Raw genomic sequence first — 21,163 nt, 5'->3', positions numbered from 1 at the left:
CCAGAGAACTCCCCATTCGCTCCCGCGTCCAGAGGAGCGCGGCACCCGATTCACGCATCCCGTGCCGGGCGCCGTACGATTCGCGGCATGGCAAAGGCACCCGTTCTCACCCCGCAGGCGGAGGATTTCCCCCGCTGGTACCAGGATCTGATCAACAAGGCCGAGCTGGCCGACAACGGTCCGGTCCGCGGCACCATGGTCATCCGACCGTACGGCTACGGCCTGTGGGAGCGGATGCAGCAGGAGATGGACGCCCGCATCAAGGACCAGGGCGCCCAGAACGCGTACTTCCCCCTCTTCATCCCGCAGTCGTACCTGACTCGGGAGGCCGAGCACGTCGAGGGCTTCGCCCCCGAGCTCGCGGTCGTCACGCACGGCGGCGGCAAGGAGCTCGAGGAGCCGGTCGTCGTCCGGCCCACCTCCGAGACGATCATCAACGACTACTTCTCCAAGTGGGTCCAGAGCTACCGCGACCTGCCCCTGCTGATCAACCAGTGGGCCAACGTGGTCCGCTGGGAGATGCGCCCCCGCGTGTTCCTCCGCACGAGCGAGTTCCTCTGGCAGGAGGGCCACACGGCCCACGCCACCTACGAGGACGCCCGCGACTACGCCGCCCGCATCCACCGCGACGTCTACGGCGACTTCATGACGAACGTGCTCGGCATCGACGTCGTGCTCGGCCGCAAGACCGCCAAGGAGCGCTTCGCGGGCGCCATCAACACCCTCACCCTCGAAGGCATGATGGGTGACGGCAAGGCCCTGCAGATGGGCACCAGCCACGAGCTCGGCACCAACTTCGCCAAGGCCTTCAACACGCAGTACCTGTCCAAGGAAGGCAAGCAGGAACTCGTCTGGCAGACCTCGTGGGGCGTCTCGACCCGCATGGTCGGCGGTCTGATCATGTCCCACGGCGACGACAACGGGCTGCGCGTCCCGCCGCGCCTGGCCCACGTGCAGGTCGTCGTCATGGCGATCAAGGGCGACGAGGCCGTCGCCAAGGTTCGGGAGCTGGGCGACCGGCTGAAGGCCGCCGGCATTCGCGTGCAGGTCGACGACCGCGTCGACACCCCCTTCGGCCGCCGCGCCGTGGACTGGGAGCTCAAGGGCGTGCCGGTCCGCATCGAGATCGGTCCCCGCGACCTGGAGGCCGGCACCGCGATGCTGGCCCGCCGGATCCCGGGAGGCAAGACCCCGGTGCAGATCGACGCGCTCGCCGACCTGCTGCCCAAGGTGCTCGACGAGGACCAGGCGCAGCTGCTGCGCGAGTCCCGCGAGCGCCGCGAGGCACGCACCTCGGACGTCGCGACCATCGAGGAGGCCGCGGAGGCCGCCGTGGCCGGCGGCTGGGCGCGCATCCCGTGGGCGGACCTCGGGCCGGAGGGCGAGGCGAAGCTGGCCGAGCAGGCCGTCTCCGTGCGCTGCCTGGTCGCCGAGGACGGGTCCGTGCCGGACGCCGACGACGCTCCCGGTACCCTCGCCATCGTGGCGCGCGCGTACTGAACCTGCCGCCGGAGGCTTCCGGGCCCCGGCGCGCGGCTGGTGCCGCGCGCCGGGGCCGGTGCCTTTCTGGTCGTCGTTACGTACCGACTCCTCCTGGGTTCGGCGCACCCGTCCTCGTCGGGACGCATGAGGCTGAACTGACTGGTACGTGCAAAAAATTTGGAATGGCCCGGAATCGGAACACCCGGGCACCCCGGCTCGTTGTCACGACGTGAGCACGACACCACCTGTTCTCGCCGCAGAGCTGGCGCAGGCGTGGGCCGACATTCAGCGGTACCACCCCGAGCTGCCCGACCTTGCCGCGCCCGAGTCCCTGATCGGAGAGTCGTCGTCCGCCTGCGGCGCCGAACTCTCCTTCGAGCGACTGCTGCACGAGGCAGTCCACGGCATCGCGGCCGCCCGCGGTGTCCGCGACACCTCGCGCGCAGGCCGCTACCACAACCGCCGGTTCCTCGCGATCGCCGAGGAGATGGGGCTGGACCACTCCGACGAGCCGCATCCCAGCAGCGGCTTCTCCCTGGTCACCCTCAATCCCGAGGCGAAGCGGCGCTACCGCCCGACCATGGAGCGGCTGCAGCGCGCGCTGAAGGCGCACACGGCCGCCACCGCCGCCGACACCAAGCGCAGCTTCCGCGGGCCCGCCGCCCGGCACGGTTCCTCCGGCGGCGGCGTGCGCGTCAAGGCGGTCTGCGACTGCGGGCGCAACGTGCGGGTGGTCCCTTCCGTGCTCGCCCAGGCGCCGATCGTGTGCGGCGGCTGCATGAAGCCCTTCCGCATCCCCGAAGTCGCCGTCGCGGCGGCCTCCTGACGCTGTGGGCCGCCGGCGTGCGCAGCCCGGCCGTGACGTGCGGGCTCGTCCGGCCGGAGTGATCCTCCCCGTCGGCCGAGCGCGCCGCAGGCGTATGGCACAATGGCTAGCTGTACTCGACAGTCGCATAGGACCCCTCTCTCCTCCGGCTGACGCGTCCATCGGGCACCCGAGTACCGCAACCCCACGTGGCATCTCATGTGCCCCACCACGTCAAGTTCAGGAGACACCACTCCAGTGGCAGTCAAGATCAAGCTCAAGCGCCTCGGTAAGATCCGCTCTCCCCACTACCGCATCGTCGTCGCCGACGCCCGCACCCGCCGGGACGGCCGCGCGATCGAGGAGATCGGCATCTACCAGCCGACCTACAACCCGTCGCGCATCGAGGTCAACGGCGAGCGCGCCCAGTACTGGCTCTCCGTCGGCGCCCAGCCGACCGAGGCCGTCCTGGCCATCCTGAAGCTCACCGGTGACTGGCAGGCGCACAAGGGCCTCCCGGCCCCCGCGCCGCTGCTGCAGCCGGCCACGAAGGAAGACAAGCGTCGTTCCTTCGACGAGTTCGCCAAGGCCCTCGAGGGCATCGGCGAGGGCAAGGGCGAGGCCATCACGCAGAAGAAGAAGGCCGACAAGAAGGCGGACGAGGCTGACGCCGCCGCCGAGTCGACCGAGGCCTGAGCATGCTCGAGGAGGCTCTTGAGCACCTCGTAAAGGGCATTGTGGACAACCCCGATGAAGTGCAGGTCGCCTCGCGCAACCTGCGCCGCGGGCAGGTGCTCGAGGTCCGGGTCCACCCCGACGACCTCGGCAAGGTGATCGGCCGCAACGGCCGCACCGCACGTGCCCTGCGCACCGTCGTGGGCGCCATCGGCGGCCGGGGGATCCGCGTCGACCTCGTCGACGTGGACCAGGTCCGCTGAGCAGTTGAATCACCGGCACGGGCCGGGGAGGGCACGTGTGCCCGCCCCGGCCCGTCGTCGTCTGAACAGGAGAGGCAACAGACAGTGGAGCTGGTAGTCGCGCGGATCGGCCGCGCCCACGGCATCAAGGGTGAGGTCACCGTCGAGGTGCGCACGGACGAGCCGGAACTGCGGCTCAGCCCCGGCGCCGTGCTGCGCACCGAACCGGCTTCGGCGGGCCCGCTGACCATCGAGACGGGCCGGGTGCACAGCGGCCGGCTCATGCTGCGGTTCGCCGGCGTCAAGGACCGCACCGCCGCGGAGGCCCTGCGCAACACCCTCCTCATCGCCGACGTGGACCCGGCGGAGCTGCCCGAGGAGGAGGACGAGTACTACGACCACCAGCTCATGGACCTGGACGTGGTGCTCGAAGACGGCACCGGGATCGGCCGGATCACCGAGATCTCCCACCTGCCCTCGCAGGACCTCTTCATCGTCGAGCGCCCCGACGGCACCGAGGTGATGATCCCCTTCGTCGAGGAGATCGTCGCCGAGATCGACCTGGAGGAGCAGCGCTGCGTCATCACCCCGCCGCCCGGGCTGATCGACGACCGCGCCGAGATCGCCTCCGCCCGTGACGCCGAGGCCGCGCGCTCCGAGGGCGACGCCTGATGCGGCTCGACGTCGTCACGATCTTCCCCGAGTACCTGGAACCGCTGAACGTCTCCCTCGTCGGGAAGGCGCGCGCCCGCGGACAGCTCGACGTGCACGTCCACGACCTGCGGGACTGGACCCACGACCGGCACAACACGGTCGACGACACCCCCTACGGCGGCGGGCCCGGCATGGTCATGAAGACCGGGCCGTGGGGCGAGGCGCTGGACGAGGCGCTGGCCGACGGCTACGAGGCGGGCGCGCACGGCCCCGTCATGGTGGTCCCCACGCCCAGCGGCCGCCCGTTCACCCAGGAACTGGCCGTCGAGCTCTCCGGGCGGCCGTGGCTGATCTTCACGCCCGCCCGCTACGAGGGCATCGACCGCCGCGTCATGGACGAGTACGCCACGCGCATGCCGGTCTACGAGGTCTCCATCGGCGACTACGTCCTGGCCGGCGGCGAGGCGGCCGTCCTGGTCGTCACCGAGGCCGTGGCGCGGCTGCTGCCCGGCGTGCTCGGCAACGCCGAGTCGCACCGGGACGACTCCTTCGCGCCCGGCGAGATGGCGAACCTGCTGGAGGGCCCCGTTTACACCAAGCCACCGGTCTGGCGCGGCCGGGACATCCCCGACGTGCTGCTCAGCGGCCACCACGGCAAGATCGCCCGGTGGCGCCGGGACGAGGCATTCCGCCGGACCGCGAGCAACCGCCCCGACCTGATCGAGCGGTGCGACGCCTCGGCCTTCGACAAGAAGGACCGCGAGATCCTCTCCATCCTGGGCTGGCAGCCGTCGCCGGACGGCCGATTTTGGCGCAGGCCGCAGGCCGTGGAAGAATAGGCGGCTGCTGTGTGCTCGCCGGACGCCCCTGCCACAGGGGGACCGTCGGCCGCCGAGACGCACGGCTCCCGAATTCTCTACGGAAACCCGCACCGGCGACCTGTGGCGTCGTGCGAAGAAAGCAGACGAAGAACATGTCTCACCTGCTCGATGGCGTCAACGCCGCCGCGCTCCGCTCGGACGTCCCGGCCTTCCGCCCGGGTGACACGATCAACGTGCACGTCCGCGTGATCGAGGGCAACCGCTCCCGTATCCAGCAGTTCAAGGGTGTCGTCATCCGCCGCCAGGGCGCCGGTGTCTCCGAGACCTTCACCGTTCGCAAGGTCTCCTTCAGCGTCGGCGTGGAGCGTACCTTCCCGGTCCACTCCCCGATCTTCGAGAAGATCGAGCTCGTCACCCGCGGTGACGTCCGCCGTGCGAAGCTGTACTACCTCCGTGAGCTCCGCGGCAAGGCCGCGAAGATCAAGGAGAAGCGCGACAAGTAAGGTCGCCTCCGGTGTCCGGCGGCGGCCGGATAGGCTCGCCCCGATGGACACCGAAGCACCTCACACGCAGCGCGGTCACTCTTCCCCCTCCGAGGGGGAGGGGTGGCCGCGTTCTGCGTTCTCCCGGACGGCCGGCGGGGCGCCCTCGGCGGGGCCCGACCCGGACCGGTCCGCCGGGCGCCGGGCGAGCTGGCGCCGGGCGGCGGCGCTCGGCGCGATCTGCACGGTCTTCCTGCTGCTGCTCAGCAACTTCGTCGTCCAGCCCTTCCTGATCCCGAGCCGTTCCATGGAGCGCACCCTCCAGGTCGGCGACCGGGTGCTGGTCAACAAGCTGGCGTACCGTTTCGGTGATCAGCCTCGTCGCGGGGACGTGGTGGTGTTCGACGGCACGGGCTCCTTTGTACGGGCGCCCGCAGGCGGCGGCCCGGTCGGTGAGCTGGTCCGGGGGGCCGCCTCCGCGCTCGGGCTGGCGGAGCCCTCCGACACCGACTTCGTGAAGCGGGTGGTGGGTGTGGGCGGTGACGACGTGGTCTGCTGCGACGCGGCCGGCCGGGTGTCGGTCAACGGCGTCCCGCTGGACGAGCCGTACCTGTACCCGGGGGACGCTCCCTCGAAGGTGCCCTTCCGGATCGTCGTGCCGCTGGGAACCCTGTGGGTGATGGGCGATCATCGTTCCCAGTCCCGGGACTCGCGGGACCATCTGGGGGAACCGGGCGGGGGGATGGTGCCGGTGGAGAAGGTGATCGGGCGGGTCGACTGGATCGGCTGGCCGGTTTCGCGGTGGGGTTCCGTCGGCGGCGGCCATGGGTAGCCGGGGACGGCCCAAGGGCCGACCCGAGCGCAGGCCCGAGCCGGAGCCGGAGCCGGTCGTGGTGGAGGGCGGCCGGGCCGAACGGCGCCGGCTGGCCCGCAGGGTCAAGCGGCGCCGGCGCACCCGCCGGGCGGGCGAACTGCCGCTGCTCGTGGTGGTGGCGCTGTGTATAGCGCTGCTCCTCAAGACCTTCCTGGTGCAGGCCTTCTTCATTCCGTCGGGCTCGATGGAGCAGACGATCCGGATCGGCGACCGGGTCCTCGTGGACAAGCTGACCCCGTGGTTCGGCTCCAAGATCGAGCGCGGCGACGTCGTCGTGTTCGAGGATCCCGGAGGATGGCTCAAGGGCGAGGCCGCCCGGCCCGCCCAGGACCCGATCGTGGTCAAGCAGATCAAGCAGACCCTGACCTTCATCGGCCTGCTGCCCGACGAGCAAGATCTGATCAAGCGCGTCATCGGCGTCGGCGGCGACACCGTCAAGTGCTGCGACGCGCGGGGCCGGGTCACCGTCAACGGCTCGCCGCTCGATGAGCCGTACGTGAACCCCGGCAACTCCCCCTCCGACATCCCCTTCGAGGTACGGGTGCCGGCCGGACGGCTCTTCGTGATGGGCGACCACCGAGCGAATTCGGCCGATTCCCGCTTCCACCTGGACGAGGCATTCGAGGGCACCATCGACGAGAAGGGGGTGGTGGGAGAGGCCGTGGTGATCGCCTGGCCCTTCGGACACTGGACCCGTCTGGAGCAGCCCGCGACCTTCCGCATGGTGCCCGATCAGGCACGCCGTGAGGGACGCGGTCGCAGACGGCGCCGTGCCGGGACGCCGTTCGCATAGTGTGTCCTCGGTCTCCCGAGCCCTAGGGAACTCCCGCTCGTTAAGGGAGGGGAGGGCCCGTGTCCGGTTCGGCGCGGGCGGCGGACGTGAGTGAGGAGTGGATGTGGGGGACGTGGCGGTAGGCGCGCGGTCCGGACGCGACGAGGGCGAGGAGCGGCCGGACGACGCCGTCGCGCGCGAGGCCGACGCGGACGGTGCTCTGGAGAACCCGCAGCGCTCCTTCTGGAAGGAGCTGCCGCTCCTCATCGGCATCGCCCTGCTGCTGGCCCTGCTGATCAAGACCTTCCTGGTCCAGGCGTTCTCGATCCCCTCCGACTCGATGCAGGACACCCTGCAGCGCGGGGACCGCGTGCTGGTCGACAAGCTCACCCCGTGGTTCGGCTCCGAGCCGGAGCGCGGCGAGGTCGTGGTCTTCCACGACCCGGCGGACTGGCTCTCGGGCGAGCCCACGCCGGAGCCGAACCTCGCGCAGCAGATCCTCAGCAAGATCGGCCTGATGCCGGACGCCTCCGAGAAGAACCTGATCAAGCGCACCATCGCCATCGGCGGCGACACGGTCGAGTGCAAGAAGGGCGGACCGGTCGTCGTCAACGGCAAGGCGCTCGACGAGCCGTACATCTACCCCGGAAACACCCCGTGCGACGACGCCCCCTTCGGGCCGCTCAAGGTGCCCGAGGGCAAGATCTGGGTGATGGGCGACCACCGGCAGAACTCCCAGGACTCCCGTTACCACATGCAGGACTCCACCGGGGGCTTCGTGCCGGTCGACAAGGTCGTCGGCCGGGCCGTCGTGATCGCGTGGCCGGTCACCCGCTGGTCCACCCTGCCGGTCCCGGACACCTTCGACCAGCCGGGCATCGGCAACCAGGCCGCGGCCACCGCGCTCGGCCTCGGGGCCGCCGGACTGGCGCCGGTCGGGCTCGGCCCGGCCGCGCTGGGGCTCGCCGGAGCGGTTCCGGTCGTGATGTGGCGCCGCAGGAAGCTGACCGGCGGCCGTACCGACGGGTAGGGTGCGCCCAGGTCGACGATCCCGATGTGGGGGCGCTGCAATGGGCGGAACAGAAGCGATAAGCGGTGGCAAGGACGGCCGCGGCGGTCCCGGGAACGTGCTGTCCGGGATCGTCGTGGCCGTCGGCTTCGTGCTCTTCCTCGGCGGCTTCGTGTGGGGGGCGTTCGTCTACCGGCCCTACACGGTTCCGACCGACTCGATGATGCCGACGGTGAGCCCGGGCGACCGGGTGCTGGCGCAGCGCGTCGGCGGCGCCGAGGTGCGCCGCGGGGACGTGGTCGTCTTCAACGATTCGACGTGGAGTGATCTGCCCATGGTCAAGCGGGTCGTCGGCGTGGGCGGCGATACCGTGAAGTGCTGCGGCCCGGGCGGCGAGCTGACCGTGAACGGCACCGCGCTGGACGAGTCCTACGCCGACACCAGCCGGCCGGACACGGGCCTGGCCATGCCGCCCGGCCAGGTGCCCCCCGCCGGGACCCCCTTCGAGGTGACGGTTCCCGAGGGGAACCTCTTCCTTCTGGGCGACCGGCGCGCGGCCTCGCTGGACTCGCGGGCCCACCTCCAGGAGGCCGGGCAGGGAACGGTGCCCCGGTCGGCCGTCACGGCCCGCGTCGACGCCCTGGTCTGGCCGTCCGTGGCGATGCTGGAGCGGCCGAAGACGTACGCGGCCCTGCCCGGCGGGATCTCGGGCCACGGGCCGCTGCGGCTCCAGGCGGCGGCCGTGGTCACCGGGGCGGCCCTGGTGGTGCTCGGGGCGGCGTACGGGCCCCTCGTACGGTTCCTGGGGCGTGGGCGGCGGGAGCGGGCCGGTGCCGCCTGAACCGGCCGTCGGCCGTCGCCCTCGCCAGGTGTCCCGGGTGATCCTGCTGGATCCGGCGGACCGGATCCTGCTGCTGCACGGCTTCGAACCGGCCGACCCCTCCGACGACTGGTGGTTCACCCCGGGCGGCGGACTGGAGGGGACCGAGACCCGGGCGCAGGCCGCGCTGCGCGAACTGGCGGAGGAGACCGGGATCACCGAGGTGGAGCTGGGCCCGGTGCTGTGGCACCGCTTCTGCTCCTTCCCCTTCGACGGCCGGCGCTGGGAGCAGGACGAGTGGTACTTCCTGGCCCGGACGACCCGGACCGCGATCCGGATGGGCGGTCTGACCGAGCTGGAGCGGCGCAGCGTCACCGGAGCCAGGTGGTGGACCTCCGAGGAACTTCTCGCGGCACGTGAGACGGTGTACCCGACCAGACTCGCCGAGCTGCTCCGCACGCTGCTCGACGACGGTCCTCCGGGTGAGTCGGTGGCCCTGGCCCCGGAAATCGTTTAGGGGCGCACGGCGCTGGCGCACAATAGGGGGACGCACGGCTGAAGGGGAACATGCCATGAGTGCCGAGGACCTCGAAAAGTACGAGACCGAGATGGAGCTGAAGCTCTATCGGGAGTACCGCGACGTCGTCGGGCTGTTCAAGTATGTGATCGAGACCGAACGCCGTTTCTACCTCACCAACGACTACGAGATGCAGGTGCACTCGGTCCAGGGCGAGGTGTTCTTCGAGGTCTCGATGGCCGATGCCTGGGTCTGGGACATGTACCGGCCGGCCCGCTTCGTGAAGCAGGTACGGGTGCTGACCTTCAAGGACGTGAACATCGAGGAGCTCAACAAGAGCGACCTCGAACTGCCCGGGAGCTGATCCGGTTCACCCGGGAGGGTGGCGGGTGCGTCCACAGCCGCCGGGTTGTCCACCAAGATCCACAAGGTGGGCGGGGACGCGGGACCGTCGGTGCCGGAGGTGGTGCCCGATGGACGCGAAGAGCGCGGCACGGCAGGCGCTGGGGCGGTACGGCGAGGAGCTCGCGGCACGACGGCTGACCGAGGCCGGGATGACCGTGATCGCACGGAACTGGCGCTGCCGCGCCGGGGAGATCGACATCGTCGCGCGCGACGGGGACGCCCTCGTCGTCTGCGAGGTCAAGACCCGGCGCACGGGCGGTTTCGAGCATCCGATGGCCGCCGTCCGGACCGCGAAGGCGGACCGGTTGCGGCGGCTCGCGGGGAGGTGGCTCGCCGACCACGGCGGACCACCGCCGGGCGGCGTCCGCATCGACCTCGTGGGCGTGCTGCTGCCGCGCCGCGGCGCGCCCCTGGTGGAACACGTCAGGGGGGTGGCCTGATGGGGTTCGCGCGGGCCTGCTCCGTGGCCCTGGTGGGCGTCGACGGCGTGGTGGTCGAGGTCCAGGCCGACCTGGAGCCGGGAGTAGCGGCCTTCACGCTGGTGGGGCTCCCGGACAAGACCCTCGTCGAGAGCCGGGACCGGGTGCGTGCGGCCGTGGTCAACTCCGGAGCGGACTGGCCGCAGAAGAAGCTCACGGTCGGGCTGAGCCCGGCCTCCGTCCCGAAGGCCGGTGCGGGGTTCGACCTGGCTGTCGCGATCGCGGTGCTCGGGGCCGCCGGGGTGGTCGACCCTGCCGCCATCGCCGACCTCGTGCTGATCGGCGAGCTGGGACTCGACGGGCGGGTGCGCCCGGTCCGGGGGATCCTGCCGGCGGTCCTCGCCGCGACCGAGGCCGGCCACCGGCAGGTGGTCGTGCCGCTGCAGTGCGCGGCCGAGGCCGCGCTCGTGCCGGACGTCTCGGTGCTCGGCGTGCGCAGCCTGCGGCAGCTGATCGCCGTCCTGACCGGCGGCGAGCTGCCCGAGGAAGATCCCGGGGACCCGTCCGGCCGCCCGGATCCGATGTCGGCCGGACTGCTCGTTCCCGGTGCGGGCCTGGGCACCGGTCTCGCCCCGGGCCGCCGCGGCGGGGACTGCACCGACGTCCCCGACCTCGCCGATGTGACGGGGCAGCACACGGCGCGCCGAGCCCTTGAGGTGGCGGCCGCCGGAGGGCACCACCTGTTCCTCACCGGTCCCCCCGGCGCGGGCAAGACGATGCTGGCCGAGCGACTGCCCTGGATCCTGCCGCCGCTCACCCGCCAGGACTCCCTGGAGGTCACGGCCGTCCACTCGGTCGCGGGAATCCTGCCACCCGGCGAGCCGCTGGTCTCCCGACCGCCGTACTGCGCCCCGCACCACTCGGCGACCATGCAGTCCCTGGTGGGCGGCGGGACCGGGACGCCCAGGCCCGGCGCGGTCTCCCTGGCCCACCGGGGCGTGCTCTTCCTGGACGAGGCCGCGGAGTTCCCCGGCAAGGCCCTGGATGCGCTGCGCCAGCCCCTGGAGTCGGGGCACGTGGTCGTCGCGCGCGCCGCCGGCGTGGTACGGCTGCCCGCCAGGTTCCTGATGGTGCTCGCGGCGAATCCCTGCCCGTGCGGGAGGCACACCCGGCAGGGAGCGGGTTGCGAGTGCCCGCCCTCGGCGGTCCGGCGCTACCAGGCCCGGCTGTCCGGGCCGTTGCTGGACCGCGTCGACCTGCGGGTGGAGGTCGAGCCGGTGACCCGCGGCGACCTGCTGGGGCGGGGCGGCCGGGGGGAGTCCAGCGAGTCGGTCGCCGACCGGGTGCGGGAAGCCCGGGAGCGCGCCGGGGCCCGCCTCGCCGGCACCCCGTGGCGGCTCAACTCGGAAGTGCCCGGAACCGAGTTGAGAACCCGTTGGCGGGCTGCCCCGGGGGCGCCGGCGCAGGCCGAGCGGGAGCTGGAGCGGGGGCTGCTGACCGCACGCGGGCTGGACCGGGTCCTGCGGGTCGCCTGGACCGTCGCCGACCTGCGGGGGCGGGACCGGCCCGAGGCGCCGGACGTGGCCGTGGCGCTGGAACTGCGCACCGGCATCTCCCGCGGGGCCATGTCGCTGACGGGGGCCGGAACATGACCGGCACCGAGGAGGAGTCGCTGGCCCGCGCGGCGCTGACCCGAGTGCTGGAGCCCGGGGACGCGCACGGCGGGCGCTGGATCCGGGAGCACGGCGCGGCGGGGCTGCTCCGGCTGCTGACGGGGCCGGAGGCGCAGTGGGGGCATCCGCCGTCCGGGGTGGGTCCGCAGCGGCTCGCGGCATACCGCAGGCGCGCGGCGCTGGCCGACCCCCGGCGGGACCTGGAGCTGGCCGCCCGGGCAGGGGCCCGCTTCGTGTTCCCCGGTGCGGCGGAGTGGCCGACGCAGTTGGACGACCTGGGGGACGAAAGGCCCGTCGGGCTGTGGCTGCGGGGCCGGCCGAACCTGCGCACCTGGGCGCTGCGTTCGGTGGCCGTGGTCGGGGCCAGGGCCTGCACCCCGTACGGCGCGCACATGGCGCAGACGCTGGCCGCCGGGCTCGCCGAGCGGGGCTGGGTCGTGGTCTCCGGCGCGGCCTTCGGCATCGACGGCGCCGCCCACCGCGGAGCCCTCGCCTCCGGCGGCGCGACGGCGGCGGTGCTCGCCTGCGGGGTGGACGTCGCCTATCCCCGCGGGCACAGCGGGCTCCTCGGCCGGATCGCCGGCCAGGGGCTGGTCGTGGGGGAGTTGCCGCCCGGCAGCCACCCCACGCCCAGCCGGTTCGTCCTGCGTAACCGGGTCATCGCCGCCCTCACCCGCGGCACCGTCGTGGTGGAGGCCGCACACCGCAGCGGTTCGCTGGTGACCGCCCGGCGGGCCCAGCGGCTCGGGCGGTTCACCATGGGTGTCCCCGGACCCGCCACCAGCGGGCTCTCGGCCGGCGTGCACGAGCTGCTGAGGGGAGAGGGCCTGCTGGTCACCGACGCAGCGGAGGTCGTCGAACTCGTCGGCTCCATGGGGGAGCTGGCGCCTGATCGGCGCGGCCCGGTGCTTGCCCGCGACCTGCTGGACCGGGACACGGCCCGCGTGCTCGAAGCGCTCCCGGCCGGCCGCGCGGCGGCCGCGGCCGAGCTGGCACTCGCCGCGGGCGTCGGCACCGATGAAGTCATCGGCAGACTGTACGAACTTCACTCTCTGGGGTTCGTCGAACGGCAGGGCGACGGCTGGCGGTTGGCCGGACGAACCGCTGGAGAGGGCACACAATCCGCGGTCCCACGGCGAGGCGCTCGTTGACCTGGGCACTTCCGGTGAAAGAGTGAAAGCGATGACAGACGCGGTCCTCCCGGTGGCGGTCGCCGGGACCGTGCGCGAGGCGCCGGTCCCGGGGCGCCCGCGCGAGCCGGGCCGCCCTCCGGCCCCCGCGCCATCCCGTACTCTTCGCGCACCGCGACTCTTCCGTCACGCTACGCTCCCAAGGAATCCGGCTCCGGCAAAGGCGACGCATGCCCCAGCACACCTCAGGGTCCGACCGCGCTGCGGTGCCCCCCGCTGCCCGCGGCAGCGTGCGGTCCACCGCGCCCTCGTCCTTGGAGGGGCTGTGGCGCTCGTACAAGGACTCGGGTGACGAACGACTGCGGGAGCAGCTGATCCTGCACTACTCGCCCCTGGTGAAGTACGTGGCCGGCCGCGTCAGCGTGGGCCTGCCGGCCAACGTGGAGCAGGCCGACTTCGTCTCCTCCGGGGTCTTCGGGCTGATCGACGCCATCGAGAAGTTCGACATCGACCGCTCGATCAAGTTCGAGACGTACGCGATCACTCGGATCCGCGGCGCGATGATCGACGAACTGCGGGCACTGGACTGGATCCCCCGCTCGGTACGACAGAAGGCGCGGGCCGTGGAGCGGGCCTACGCCACGCTGGAGGCCCAGCTGCGGCGCACCCCGACGGAGGCCGAGGTCGCCGGGGAGATGGGGATCGGTGTGGAGGACCTCCACGCCGTCTTCAGCCAGCTGTCCCTGGCGAACGTGGTGGCCCTGGAGGAACTGCTGCACGTCGGCGGGGAGGGAGGCGACCGCCTCTCGCTCATGGACACGCTGGAGGACACCGCCGCCGACGACCCGGTCGAAGTGGCCGAGGACCGCGAACTGCGGCGCCTGCTGGCACGGGCCGTCAACACGCTGCCCGAGCGGGAGAAGACCGTGGTGACCCTCTACTACTACGAGGGACTCACCCTGGCCGAGATCGGCAACGTGCTGGGCGTCACCGAGAGCCGGGTCAGCCAGATCCACACCAAGTCCGTGCTGCAACTGCGCGCGAAGTTGGCGGATGTGGGGCGGTGAGCCCGCCGTACCTCCGTAGAGTGGACGTGTGCCCAGGATTCGAGCGGCCTCCGTGGCCGAGCACCGGTCGATGCAGCGCGGCGCCCTCTTGGACGCCGCGCGTTCCCTGCTGTCCGAAGGCGGTACGGAGGCACTGACCTTCCCCGCCCTGGCGGAGCGGACCGGGCTCGCCCGGTCCTCCGTGTACGAGTACTTCCGCTCCCGCGCGGCCGTGGTCGAAGAGCTGTGCGCCGTGGACTTCCCCGTGTGGGCCGCCGAGATCGAGGCGGCGATGGAGCGGGCCGGCACGCCGGAGGCGAAGGTCGAGGCCTACGTGCGCAGCCAGCTGGGCCTGGTGGGGGACCGCCGGCACCGGGCGGTCGTGGCGATCTCGGCCAGCGAGCTGGACGCCGGAGCCCGGGAGAAGATCCGCGCCGCGCACGGCGGGCTGATCGCGATGATCGTCGAGGCGCTGGCCGCCCTGGGACAGGAGCAGCCGAGGCTGGCCGCGATGCTGCTCCAGGGGGTCGTGGACGCGGCCGTGCGCCGCATCGAGCTGGGCGCCGCCGAGGATCCCGAGGTCATCACGGAGACGGCCCTGGCCATCGCCCTGCGGGGCGTCCGGGGCTGAGCCGCTCCGTGGGCCGCGGCCCATGGAGCCCTTTCCGAGCCACCTCCCGGGGCCGTGACCGGACCCCCGCCGGGACCCCCGCCCGGACCCGCTCCCGGTAGCAGGCGTGGCGTGGGCCGGGACAGCAGCGTCAGCGGGTTGAGGTAGACCTCGCCCGCCAGCAGGCCCCAGTGCAGGCACGGCCCAGGACAGTGGGACCCTTCCGTAAGGACCGCCACCACCTGCCCGGCCGTGACCTGCTCACCCTCCGCGACCAGCGGCCGGACCGGCTCGTAGGTCGTGCGCAGGCCGCCCGGCAGCGCCAGCGACAGCACCCCGCGGCCCGCGACCTGTCCCGCGTGGTGGACCCGGCCGGCGGTGACCGCCCGCAGCCGCGCACCCACCGGGGCCGCCAGGTCCACCCCGCGGTGGCCGGCCGCGTACGGGGTCGGCGGCGGATCCCACCAGCGCAGCACCGACAGCGGCGCGGGCAGCGGGCGGGCCGCGGGGGCGGCCGGCGGGAGCGGGGACAGGGCCAGGAGCAGGCTGAGCAGCAGGGTCGTCATGCACCGCAGCGTCCCGCAACCCGCCCGGGCGGCGGGTCGGCCTGTGGACGGTCCGGGCACTGTGGACAACGGCGTCACCCGGCATACCGCCGGGTCCCGTACACTTCTTGTGGCGATCCGGGTCACCGGGTCGACTTCGCACGCCCCGGCACCAGCCCGAAACGGCCAGGTGACAGCGTCTCTCGGTCCCCTCAAGGGGGCAGGGCGCGGTGGGGCGTCAGGAACCAAACCGAGAAACCAAGGAGATGGCCATGGCCGTCGTCACGATGCGGGAGCTGCTGGAGAGCGGCGTCCACTTCGGTCACCAGACCCGCCGTTGGAACCCGAAGATGAAGCGCTTCATCTTCACGGAGCGCAACGGCATCTACATCATCGACCTGCTGCAGTCGCTGTCGTACATCGACCGCGCCTACGAGTTCGTGAAGGAGACCGTCGCGCACGGCGGCTCCATCATGTTCGTCGGTACCAAGAAGCAGGCCCAGGAGGCCATCGCCGAGCAGGCGACGCGCGTCGGCATGCCGTACGTCAACCAGCGCTGGCTGGGTGGCATGCTCACCAACTTCTCCACCGTCTACAAGCGCCTCCAGCGCCTGAAGGAGCTTGAGGCGATCGACTTCGAGGACGTCGCCGCCTCGGGTCTCACCAAGAAGGAGCTCCTGGTCCTCTCGCGCGAGAAGGCCAAGCTGGAGAAGACCCTCGGTGGTATCCGCGAGATGTCGAAGGTTCCCAGCGCCGTCTGGATCGTCGACACCAAGAAGGAGCACATCGCCGTCGGTGAGGCGCGCAAGCTGCACATCCCGGTCGTCGCGATCCTCGACACCAACTGCGACCCCGACGAGGTCGACTACAAGATCCCGGGCAACGACGACGCGATCCGTTCCGTCACCCTGCTCACCCGCGTGATCGCCGACGCCGTCGCCGAGGGCCTCATCGCCCGTTCCGGCGCTGCGACCGGCGACTCGAAGCCGGGCGAGAAGGCCGCCGCCGAGCCGCTCGCCGAGTGGGAGCGCGACCTGCTCGAGGGTGACAAGAAGGCCGACGACGCAGCTGAGGCCGCCCCGGCCGCCGAGGCCCCGGCTGCCGACGCCCCGGCCGCCGACGCCGAGCAGGCCTGACCCACTGAGAGCGCCCGGCGTTCACGCGTCGGGCACTCACAGCACGGACGATGACGGCGGGGGAGCCGCGCCACGAGCGCGGCGCCTCCGCCGTTCACCCGTAGATCTACGACTTCGAGAGAGAATCACAGACTCATGGCGAACTACACCGCCGCTGACGTCAAGAAGCTCCGCGAGCTCACCGGCGCCGGCATGCTGGACTGCAAGAACGCGCTCGTGGACGCCGACGGTGACGTCGAGAAGGCCCAGGAAGCCCTCCGCATCAAGGGCCAGAAGGGCGTCGCCAAGCGCGAGGGCCGTTCTGCCGAGAACGGTGCCGTCGTCTCCCTCATCGCCGACGACAACACCTCGGGTGTCATCGTCGAGCTGAAGTGCGAGACCGACTTCGTCGCCAAGGGCGAGAAGTTCCTGGCCGTCGCCAACCAGCTGGCCGCGCACGTCGCCGCGACCTCCCCGGCCGACATCGAGGCGCTGCTCGCCTCCGAGATCGAGCCCGGCAAGACCGTCACCGCTTTCGTCGACGAGGCCAACGCCAACCTCGGCGAGAAGATCGTCCTGGACCGCTTCGCGCAGTTCACCGGCGGCTACGTGACCGCGTACATGCACCGCACGATGCCCGACCTGCCGTTCCAGATCGGCGTCCTGGTCGAGCTCGACAAGGAGAACGCCGAGGTCGCCCGCGGCATCGCGCAGCACATCGCCGCGTTCGCCCCGCAGTGGCTGTCCGCCGAGGACGTCCCGGCCGACAAGGTCGAGTCCGAGCGTCGCATCGCCGAAGAGGTCACCCGCGCGGAGGGCAAGCCCGAGGCTGCCATCGCGAAGATCGTCGAGGGTCGCGTCAACGGCTTCTTCAAGGACGCCACGCTGCTCGGCCAGGCCTACGCCCTGGACAACAAGAAGTCCGTCCAGAAGGTTCTGGACGAGGCCGGTGTCACCCTGAAGCGCTTCACCCGCATCAAGGTCGGCATCTGAGTCCGTCCGTACGCGACGGACACCGGACCCCGGTAGGGTCTGAAGCAGTCGTCCGCGCTTGCGCGAGACGACCGCAGATCTGACGAGGAGGCCATTGCCGTAGAGGGAACCGCGAGGACCCACCGGCAATGGCCTTCTTCGTATGTGCACGAGGAGATCTCCATGAATCAGGGCGTGGACCCCCACACCGCATCCGACGACAAGAGCGACCAGTTCAAGAAGGGCCGCCGCTTCATGCTGAAGCTGTCGGGCGAGGCCTTCTCCGGTGGCGGAGGACTGGGCGTCGACCCCGACGTCGTCCACGCCATCGCGCGTGAGATCGCCGCGGTGGTCCGCGACGGCGCGGAGATCGCCGTCGTGATCGGCGGCGGCAATTTCTTCCGAGGCGCCGAGCTCCAGCAGCGCGGCATGGACCGGGCCCGGTCCGACTACATGGGCATGCTCGGCACGGTCATGAACTGCCTCGCGCTCCAGGACTTCCTGGAGAAGGAGGGCATCGACTCCCGCGTTCAGACCGCCATCACCATGGGGCAGGTCGCGGAGCCGTACATCCCGCTGCGCGCCGTGCGCCACCTGGAGAAGGGCCGTGTCGTCATCTTCGGCGCCGGCATGGGCATGCCCTACTTCTCCACCGACACCACGGCCGCCCAGCGCGCCCTGGAGATCGATGCCGAGGCCCTCCTCATGGGCAAGAACGGCGTCGACGGGGTCTACGACTCCGACCCGAAGAAGAACCCGGACGCGGTGAAGTTCGACGCGCTGGAGTACGGCGAGGTCCTCTCGCGCGACCTCAAGGTCGCCGACGCCACCGCGATCACCCTCTGCCGTGACAACAAGCTGCCCATCCTCGTCTTCGAGCTGCTCGCCGAGGGCAATATCGCCCGCGCCGTCAAGGGTGAGAAGATCGGCACGCTCGTCAGCGACGAAGAGACCCGGGCCTGAGCAGTTCGCTGCTGGTCCGGGCGGCCCGAACCGGCCCGCCCGCCCGCCTGAACCATCCATTCAAGACATGCAGGAGCACGTGGTGATCGAAGAAATCCTCCTCGAGGCCGAGGAGAAGATGGAGAAGGCCGTCGTCGTCGCGAAGGAGGACTTCGCCGCGATCCGCACCGGCCGTGCGCACCCGGCGATGTTCAACAAGATCGTCGCCGACTACTACGGCGCCATCACGCCCATCAACCAGCTCGCCTCCTTCGCGGTTCCCGAGCCGCGCATGGCCATCGTGACGCCGTTCGACGCGTCCGCGCTGCGCAACATCGAGCAGGCCATCCGCGACTCCGACCTCGGTGTCAACCCGAGCAACGACGGCCGCATCATCCGGGTGACCTTCCCCGAGCTGACCGGGGAGCGCCGCAAGGAGTACATCAAGGTCGCCAAGAACAAGGCCGAGGACTCCAAGGTCTCCATCCGCTCCGTCCGCCGCAAGGCGAAGGACGCCCTCGACAAGCTCGTCAAGGACAAGGAGGCGGGCGAGGACGAGGTCCGTCGCGCGGAGAAGGAGCTCGACGACACCACCGCGAAGTACGTCGCGCAGGTGGACGAGCTCCTCAAGCACAAGGAAGCCGAGCTCCTCGAAGTCTGATGAACGACTCTTCCTGGCAGCCGGAGCCGGTTCCGGCGGGTCCCGCATACGATGCGCAGGTGGGCCCGCACACTCGGCCCATGCCCATCGTGCCCGATGCCGCCGGCCGTGACTTCGACGACCGGGAAGCACGCGGTCGGGGGGCCGCCCCGGACGGCGGCTCCCTCTTCCGCGCCGATACGCCGCCGCAGGAGCCCATGCCCAGCCCCCCGCCTCCGCATGCCGAGCACCCGCAGGACTCCTCCCCTCCGCCGCAGAAGAAGCGCGCGGGGCGGGATCTGCGTGCCGCGATAGGGGTGGGCGTCGGTCTCGGCGCGGTGATCTTCGCCTCGCTCCTGATCGTCAAGGCCGTCTTCGTCGGCGTGATCGTCGTCGCGGTCGTCGTCGGCCTGTGGGAGCTCACCTCCCGGCTGCAGGAGAAGAAGGGCATCAAGGCCCCTCTGGTCCCGCTCGCCGTCGGCGGCGCGGCCATGGTCATCGCCGGATACGTCCGGGGGGCCGAGGGCGCCTGGGTGGCCATGGCGCTGACCGTGCTGGCCGTCCTGGTCTGGCGGATGACCGACCCCCCCGAGGACTACCTCAAGGACGTCACGGCGGGCGCCTTCGCGGCCTTCTACGTGCCCTTCCTGGCCACCTTCGTCGCGATGCTGCTCACCGCAGACGACGGGCCGCAGCGCGTGATCACCTTCCTGCTCCTGACCGTGGTCAGCGACACCGGGGCCTACGCGGTCGGCTGGCGCTTCGGGAAGACCAAGCTCGCGCCGCGCATCAGCCCCGGGAAGACCCGCGAGGGACTGTTCGGCGCGGTGGCCTTCGCCATGGCCGCCGGCGCGCTCTGCATGGAGTTCCTGATCGACGGCGGAGCCTGGTGGCAGGGCCTGCTGCTCGGCCTCGCGGTCGCGGTCAGCGCCACCCTGGGCGACCTGGGCGAGTCGATGATCAAGAGGGACCTTGGCATCAAGGACATGGGCACCCTGCTGCCGGGGCACGGCGGCATCATGGACCGGCTGGACTCGCTGCTGCCCACCGCACCGGTGGTGTGGCTGCTGCTGGCTGCTTTCGTCGGCACCGGCTGACCGGTCCCGGTCGGGTTATCCTGGAGGGCGCGCCGCGTGTACGCGGCGCGCCCTTTCCGTCCAGCGGCCGAGCCGCGGACCGGCCCTGCACGCGCGGGGTGACCCCCACCTCGTCGTACTGAGGAGTACCGCATGGCCCCCCGTCCCGCTCCGGGTGAGCTCACCTTCGTCGCTCCCCGCGGGGCCAAGAAGCCGCCCCGGCACCTCGCCGACATGACCCCGGCCGAGCGCCGCGAAGCGGTCGCCGCCATCGGCGAGAAGCCCTTCCGGGCCAAGCAGCTCTCCCAGCACTACTTCGCCCGCTACGCGCACGACCCGGCCGAGTGGACGGACATCCCCGCCGGCTCCCGGACCAAGCTCCAGCAGGAGCTCCTCCCGGACCTGATGAGCGTCATCCGGCACATCAGCTGCGACGACGACACCACCCGCAAGACCCTGTGGAAGCTGCACGACGGCACACTCGTCGAGTCCGTGCTGATGCGCTATCCCGACCGGGTCACCATGTGCATCTCCTCGCAGGCCGGCTGCGGCATGAACTGTCCGTTCTGCGCCACCGGCCAGGCTGGTCTGGACCGCAACCTCTCCACCGCCGAGATCGTGCACCAGATCGTCGACGGCATGCGCGCCCTGCGCGACGGCGAGGTGCCCGGCGGCCCCGCCCGGCTGTCGAACATCGTCTTCATGGGCATGGGCGAGCCCCTGGCCAACTACAACCGCGTCGTCGGCGCCATCCGCCGGCTCACGGACCCGGAGCCCGACGGCCTCGGTCTGTCCCAGCGCGGCATCACGGTCTCCACGGTCGGCCTGGTCCCGGCCATGCTGCGGTTCGCCGACGAGGGCTTCAAGTGCCGCCTCGCGGTCTCGCTGCACGCGCCGGACGACGAGCTGCGCGACACCCTGGTCCCGGTGAACACCCGCTGGAAGGTCCGCGAGGTCCTCGACGCGGCCTGGGAGTACGCCGAGAAGTCCAGCCGCCGGATCTCGATCGAGTACGCCCTGATCCGCGACATCAACGACCAGGCCTGGCGCGGTGACCTGCTGGGACGGCTGCTCAAGGGCAAGCGCGTGCACGTCAACCTGATCCCGCTGAACCCGACCCCCGGATCCAAGTGGACCGCCTCGCGGCCCGAGGACGAGAAGGCTTTCGTGGAGGCCATCGCCCGCCACGGCGTGCCCGTGACCGTACGGGACACCCGGGGCCAGGAGATCGATGGCGCGTGCGGCCAGCTGGCCGCTTCGGAGCGCTGACGTCCGCTTCTGACCGGTCCCATTCGGCCACGGGGTACCCTGTGGCCGAACCAATTGCATATTCCGACAGGGGAGCGCCACAGCGCTGAGAGTGCGGTATCCGTCATCCGCAGACCCTCTGAACCTCGCCCCGGTCATTCGGGGTAGGAAGTTCGGTCACCACTCAAG

General features: G+C 71.4%; 24 protein-coding genes and 1 pseudogene. 24 read left to right on the top strand and 1 reads right to left on the bottom strand.

What is annotated here, in order from left to right:
• Positions 1-87 precede the first annotated feature (87 nt).
• The 18 genes from proS (at position 88) to AW27_RS08860 (ending at position 14,457) form a co-directional block, all read left to right on the top strand.
• Complete coding sequence (gene proS, locus AW27_RS08945) at positions 88-1,500, top strand: proline--tRNA ligase (protein WP_037928340.1); 1,413 nt, start codon at positions 88-90, stop codon at positions 1,498-1,500.
• Positions 1,501-1,711: 211 nt separating this feature from the next.
• Entirely contained in the window at positions 1,712-2,308 is a 597-nt protein-coding gene (locus AW27_RS08940; RefSeq protein ID WP_037928343.1) for a hypothetical protein, read from the top strand.
• A gap of 237 nt (positions 2,309-2,545) precedes the next feature.
• The gene (rpsP, locus tag AW27_RS08935; RefSeq protein WP_031148712.1) at positions 2,546-2,983 is read left to right on the top strand and encodes a 30S ribosomal protein S16; all 438 of its coding nucleotides are present in this window, start codon (positions 2,546-2,548) and stop codon (positions 2,981-2,983) included.
• A 2-nt stretch (positions 2,984-2,985) separates the two neighbouring features.
• Positions 2,986-3,225 (top strand): RNA-binding protein, encoded by a 240-nt coding sequence (locus tag AW27_RS08930; RefSeq protein WP_030011889.1) that lies wholly within the window; start codon positions 2,986-2,988, stop codon positions 3,223-3,225.
• An 84-nt stretch (positions 3,226-3,309) separates the two neighbouring features.
• Positions 3,310-3,876, top strand: a complete 567-nt coding sequence (gene rimM, locus AW27_RS08925) for a ribosome maturation factor RimM (protein WP_037928351.1) — start codon at positions 3,310-3,312, stop codon at positions 3,874-3,876.
• Positions 3,876-4,697: a tRNA (guanosine(37)-N1)-methyltransferase TrmD gene (gene trmD, locus AW27_RS08920; protein ID WP_037928353.1), complete on the top strand. Its 822-nt coding sequence runs from the start codon at positions 3,876-3,878 to the stop codon at positions 4,695-4,697. Before rimM ends, trmD begins: the two co-directional genes overlap by 1 nt.
• A 134-nt stretch (positions 4,698-4,831) precedes the next feature.
• Positions 4,832-5,182, top strand: coding sequence for a 50S ribosomal protein L19 (gene rplS, locus AW27_RS08915; protein WP_030823745.1), 351 nt, complete (start codon positions 4,832-4,834; stop codon positions 5,180-5,182).
• 43 nt (positions 5,183-5,225) lie between these two features.
• The gene (lepB, locus tag AW27_RS08910) at positions 5,226-5,993 is read left to right on the top strand and encodes a signal peptidase I (RefSeq protein ID WP_037928359.1); all 768 of its coding nucleotides are present in this window, start codon (positions 5,226-5,228) and stop codon (positions 5,991-5,993) included.
• Positions 5,986-6,828, top strand: a complete 843-nt coding sequence (gene lepB / locus AW27_RS08905; RefSeq protein ID WP_052031268.1) for a signal peptidase I — start codon at positions 5,986-5,988, stop codon at positions 6,826-6,828. The genes lepB (AW27_RS08910) and lepB (AW27_RS08905) overlap by 8 nt, the downstream gene beginning before the upstream one ends.
• 112 nt (positions 6,829-6,940) lie before the next feature.
• Complete coding sequence (lepB, locus tag AW27_RS08900; RefSeq protein ID WP_078557034.1) at positions 6,941-7,837, top strand: signal peptidase I; 897 nt, start codon at positions 6,941-6,943, stop codon at positions 7,835-7,837.
• Between the two features lie 40 nt (positions 7,838-7,877).
• Positions 7,878-8,657, top strand: a complete 780-nt coding sequence (gene lepB, locus AW27_RS08895) for a signal peptidase I (RefSeq protein ID WP_037928365.1) — start codon at positions 7,878-7,880, stop codon at positions 8,655-8,657.
• Positions 8,647-9,153, top strand: a complete 507-nt coding sequence (locus AW27_RS08890; RefSeq protein WP_037928727.1) for an NUDIX hydrolase — start codon at positions 8,647-8,649, stop codon at positions 9,151-9,153. Before lepB (AW27_RS08895) ends, AW27_RS08890 begins: the two co-directional genes overlap by 11 nt.
• 55 nt (positions 9,154-9,208) lie before the next feature.
• Positions 9,209-9,517, top strand: coding sequence for a DUF2469 domain-containing protein (locus AW27_RS08885; RefSeq protein ID WP_005311352.1), 309 nt, complete (start codon positions 9,209-9,211; stop codon positions 9,515-9,517).
• Between the two features lie 109 nt (positions 9,518-9,626).
• Complete coding sequence (locus tag AW27_RS08880; RefSeq protein ID WP_037928370.1) at positions 9,627-9,998, top strand: YraN family protein; 372 nt, start codon at positions 9,627-9,629, stop codon at positions 9,996-9,998.
• Complete coding sequence (locus AW27_RS08875; protein ID WP_037928373.1) at positions 9,998-11,629, top strand: YifB family Mg chelatase-like AAA ATPase; 1,632 nt, start codon at positions 9,998-10,000, stop codon at positions 11,627-11,629. The genes AW27_RS08880 and AW27_RS08875 overlap by 1 nt, the downstream gene beginning before the upstream one ends.
• A complete protein-coding gene (gene dprA, locus AW27_RS08870; RefSeq protein WP_037928376.1) occupies positions 11,626-12,801 on the top strand; it encodes a DNA-processing protein DprA in 1,176 nt (391 codons plus the stop codon). Before AW27_RS08875 ends, dprA begins: the two co-directional genes overlap by 4 nt.
• A 209-nt stretch (positions 12,802-13,010) precedes the next feature.
• The gene (gene whiG, locus AW27_RS08865) at positions 13,011-13,847 is read left to right on the top strand and encodes an RNA polymerase sigma factor WhiG (RefSeq protein WP_037928379.1); all 837 of its coding nucleotides are present in this window, start codon (positions 13,011-13,013) and stop codon (positions 13,845-13,847) included.
• 52 nt (positions 13,848-13,899) lie between these two features.
• Positions 13,900-14,457 (top strand): TetR/AcrR family transcriptional regulator, encoded by a 558-nt coding sequence (locus AW27_RS08860; protein WP_037928381.1) that lies wholly within the window; start codon positions 13,900-13,902, stop codon positions 14,455-14,457.
• Positions 14,458-14,603: 146 nt separating this feature from the next.
• On the opposite strand, the pseudogene AW27_RS08855 reads toward AW27_RS08860, so the two are convergent.
• Positions 14,604-15,002: pseudogene (locus AW27_RS08855) on the bottom strand (M23 family metallopeptidase); the annotation flags it as partial.
• 251 nt (positions 15,003-15,253) lie between these two features.
• On the opposite strand from AW27_RS08855, the gene rpsB reads away from it, so the two are divergent.
• The 6 genes from rpsB to rlmN all read left to right on the top strand — a co-directional run bounded on the left by rpsB (position 15,254) and on the right by rlmN (position 20,995).
• Positions 15,254-16,117, top strand: coding sequence for a 30S ribosomal protein S2 (gene rpsB / locus AW27_RS08850; RefSeq protein ID WP_037928383.1), 864 nt, complete (start codon positions 15,254-15,256; stop codon positions 16,115-16,117).
• Positions 16,118-16,252: 135 nt separating this feature from the next.
• The gene (tsf, locus tag AW27_RS08845) at positions 16,253-17,089 is read left to right on the top strand and encodes a translation elongation factor Ts (protein WP_037928386.1); all 837 of its coding nucleotides are present in this window, start codon (positions 16,253-16,255) and stop codon (positions 17,087-17,089) included.
• Between the two features lie 162 nt (positions 17,090-17,251).
• Positions 17,252-18,031, top strand: coding sequence for a UMP kinase (pyrH, locus tag AW27_RS08840; protein ID WP_037928730.1), 780 nt, complete (start codon positions 17,252-17,254; stop codon positions 18,029-18,031).
• Positions 18,032-18,113: 82 nt separating this feature from the next.
• Positions 18,114-18,671, top strand: coding sequence for a ribosome recycling factor (frr, locus tag AW27_RS08835; protein WP_030028670.1), 558 nt, complete (start codon positions 18,114-18,116; stop codon positions 18,669-18,671).
• A complete protein-coding gene (locus tag AW27_RS08830) occupies positions 18,671-19,747 on the top strand; it encodes a phosphatidate cytidylyltransferase (RefSeq protein WP_037928389.1) in 1,077 nt (358 codons plus the stop codon). Before frr ends, AW27_RS08830 begins: the two co-directional genes overlap by 1 nt.
• A gap of 132 nt (positions 19,748-19,879) precedes the next feature.
• Positions 19,880-20,995, top strand: coding sequence for a dual-specificity RNA methyltransferase RlmN (gene rlmN / locus AW27_RS08825; protein ID WP_037928391.1), 1,116 nt, complete (start codon positions 19,880-19,882; stop codon positions 20,993-20,995).
• Positions 20,996-21,163: the final 168 nt, after the last annotated feature.

This window comes from Streptomyces sp. PCS3-D2, assembly GCF_000612545.2.
Lineage (GTDB): Bacteria > Actinomycetota > Actinomycetes > Streptomycetales > Streptomycetaceae > Streptomyces.
The sequence above is the reverse complement of the archived record's forward strand: the minus strand, read 5'-3'. Positions and strand labels throughout refer to the sequence as shown.

What these genes read in the sequence shown, in the direction of transcription:
- pyrH (WP_037928730.1), top strand. Translation starts at nt 17,252, where the DNA reads ATGAATCAGGGCGTGGACCCCCACACCGCATCCGACGACAAGAGCGAC.
- trmD (WP_037928353.1), top strand. Translation starts at nt 3,876, where the DNA reads ATGCGGCTCGACGTCGTCACGATCTTCCCCGAGTACCTGGAACCGCTG.
- rlmN (WP_037928391.1), top strand. Translation starts at nt 19,880, where the DNA reads ATGGCCCCCCGTCCCGCTCCGGGTGAGCTCACCTTCGTCGCTCCCCGC.
- lepB (WP_037928365.1), top strand. Translation starts at nt 7,878, where the DNA reads ATGGGCGGAACAGAAGCGATAAGCGGTGGCAAGGACGGCCGCGGCGGT.
- rplS (WP_030823745.1), top strand. Translation starts at nt 4,832, where the DNA reads ATGTCTCACCTGCTCGATGGCGTCAACGCCGCCGCGCTCCGCTCGGAC.
- whiG (WP_037928379.1), top strand. Translation starts at nt 13,011, where the DNA reads ATGCCCCAGCACACCTCAGGGTCCGACCGCGCTGCGGTGCCCCCCGCT.
- lepB (WP_037928359.1), top strand. Translation starts at nt 5,226, where the DNA reads ATGGACACCGAAGCACCTCACACGCAGCGCGGTCACTCTTCCCCCTCC.
- rpsB (WP_037928383.1), top strand. Translation starts at nt 15,254, where the DNA reads ATGGCCGTCGTCACGATGCGGGAGCTGCTGGAGAGCGGCGTCCACTTC.
- tsf (WP_037928386.1), top strand. Translation starts at nt 16,253, where the DNA reads ATGGCGAACTACACCGCCGCTGACGTCAAGAAGCTCCGCGAGCTCACC.
- lepB (WP_052031268.1), top strand. Translation starts at nt 5,986, where the DNA reads ATGGGTAGCCGGGGACGGCCCAAGGGCCGACCCGAGCGCAGGCCCGAG.
- dprA (WP_037928376.1), top strand. Translation starts at nt 11,626, where the DNA reads ATGACCGGCACCGAGGAGGAGTCGCTGGCCCGCGCGGCGCTGACCCGA.
- proS (WP_037928340.1), top strand. Translation starts at nt 88, where the DNA reads ATGGCAAAGGCACCCGTTCTCACCCCGCAGGCGGAGGATTTCCCCCGC.
- AW27_RS08830 (WP_037928389.1), top strand. Translation starts at nt 18,671, where the DNA reads ATGAACGACTCTTCCTGGCAGCCGGAGCCGGTTCCGGCGGGTCCCGCA.
- AW27_RS08880 (WP_037928370.1), top strand. Translation starts at nt 9,627, where the DNA reads ATGGACGCGAAGAGCGCGGCACGGCAGGCGCTGGGGCGGTACGGCGAG.
- AW27_RS08930 (WP_030011889.1), top strand. Translation starts at nt 2,986, where the DNA reads ATGCTCGAGGAGGCTCTTGAGCACCTCGTAAAGGGCATTGTGGACAAC.
- AW27_RS08875 (WP_037928373.1), top strand. Translation starts at nt 9,998, where the DNA reads ATGGGGTTCGCGCGGGCCTGCTCCGTGGCCCTGGTGGGCGTCGACGGC.
- AW27_RS08885 (WP_005311352.1), top strand. Translation starts at nt 9,209, where the DNA reads ATGAGTGCCGAGGACCTCGAAAAGTACGAGACCGAGATGGAGCTGAAG.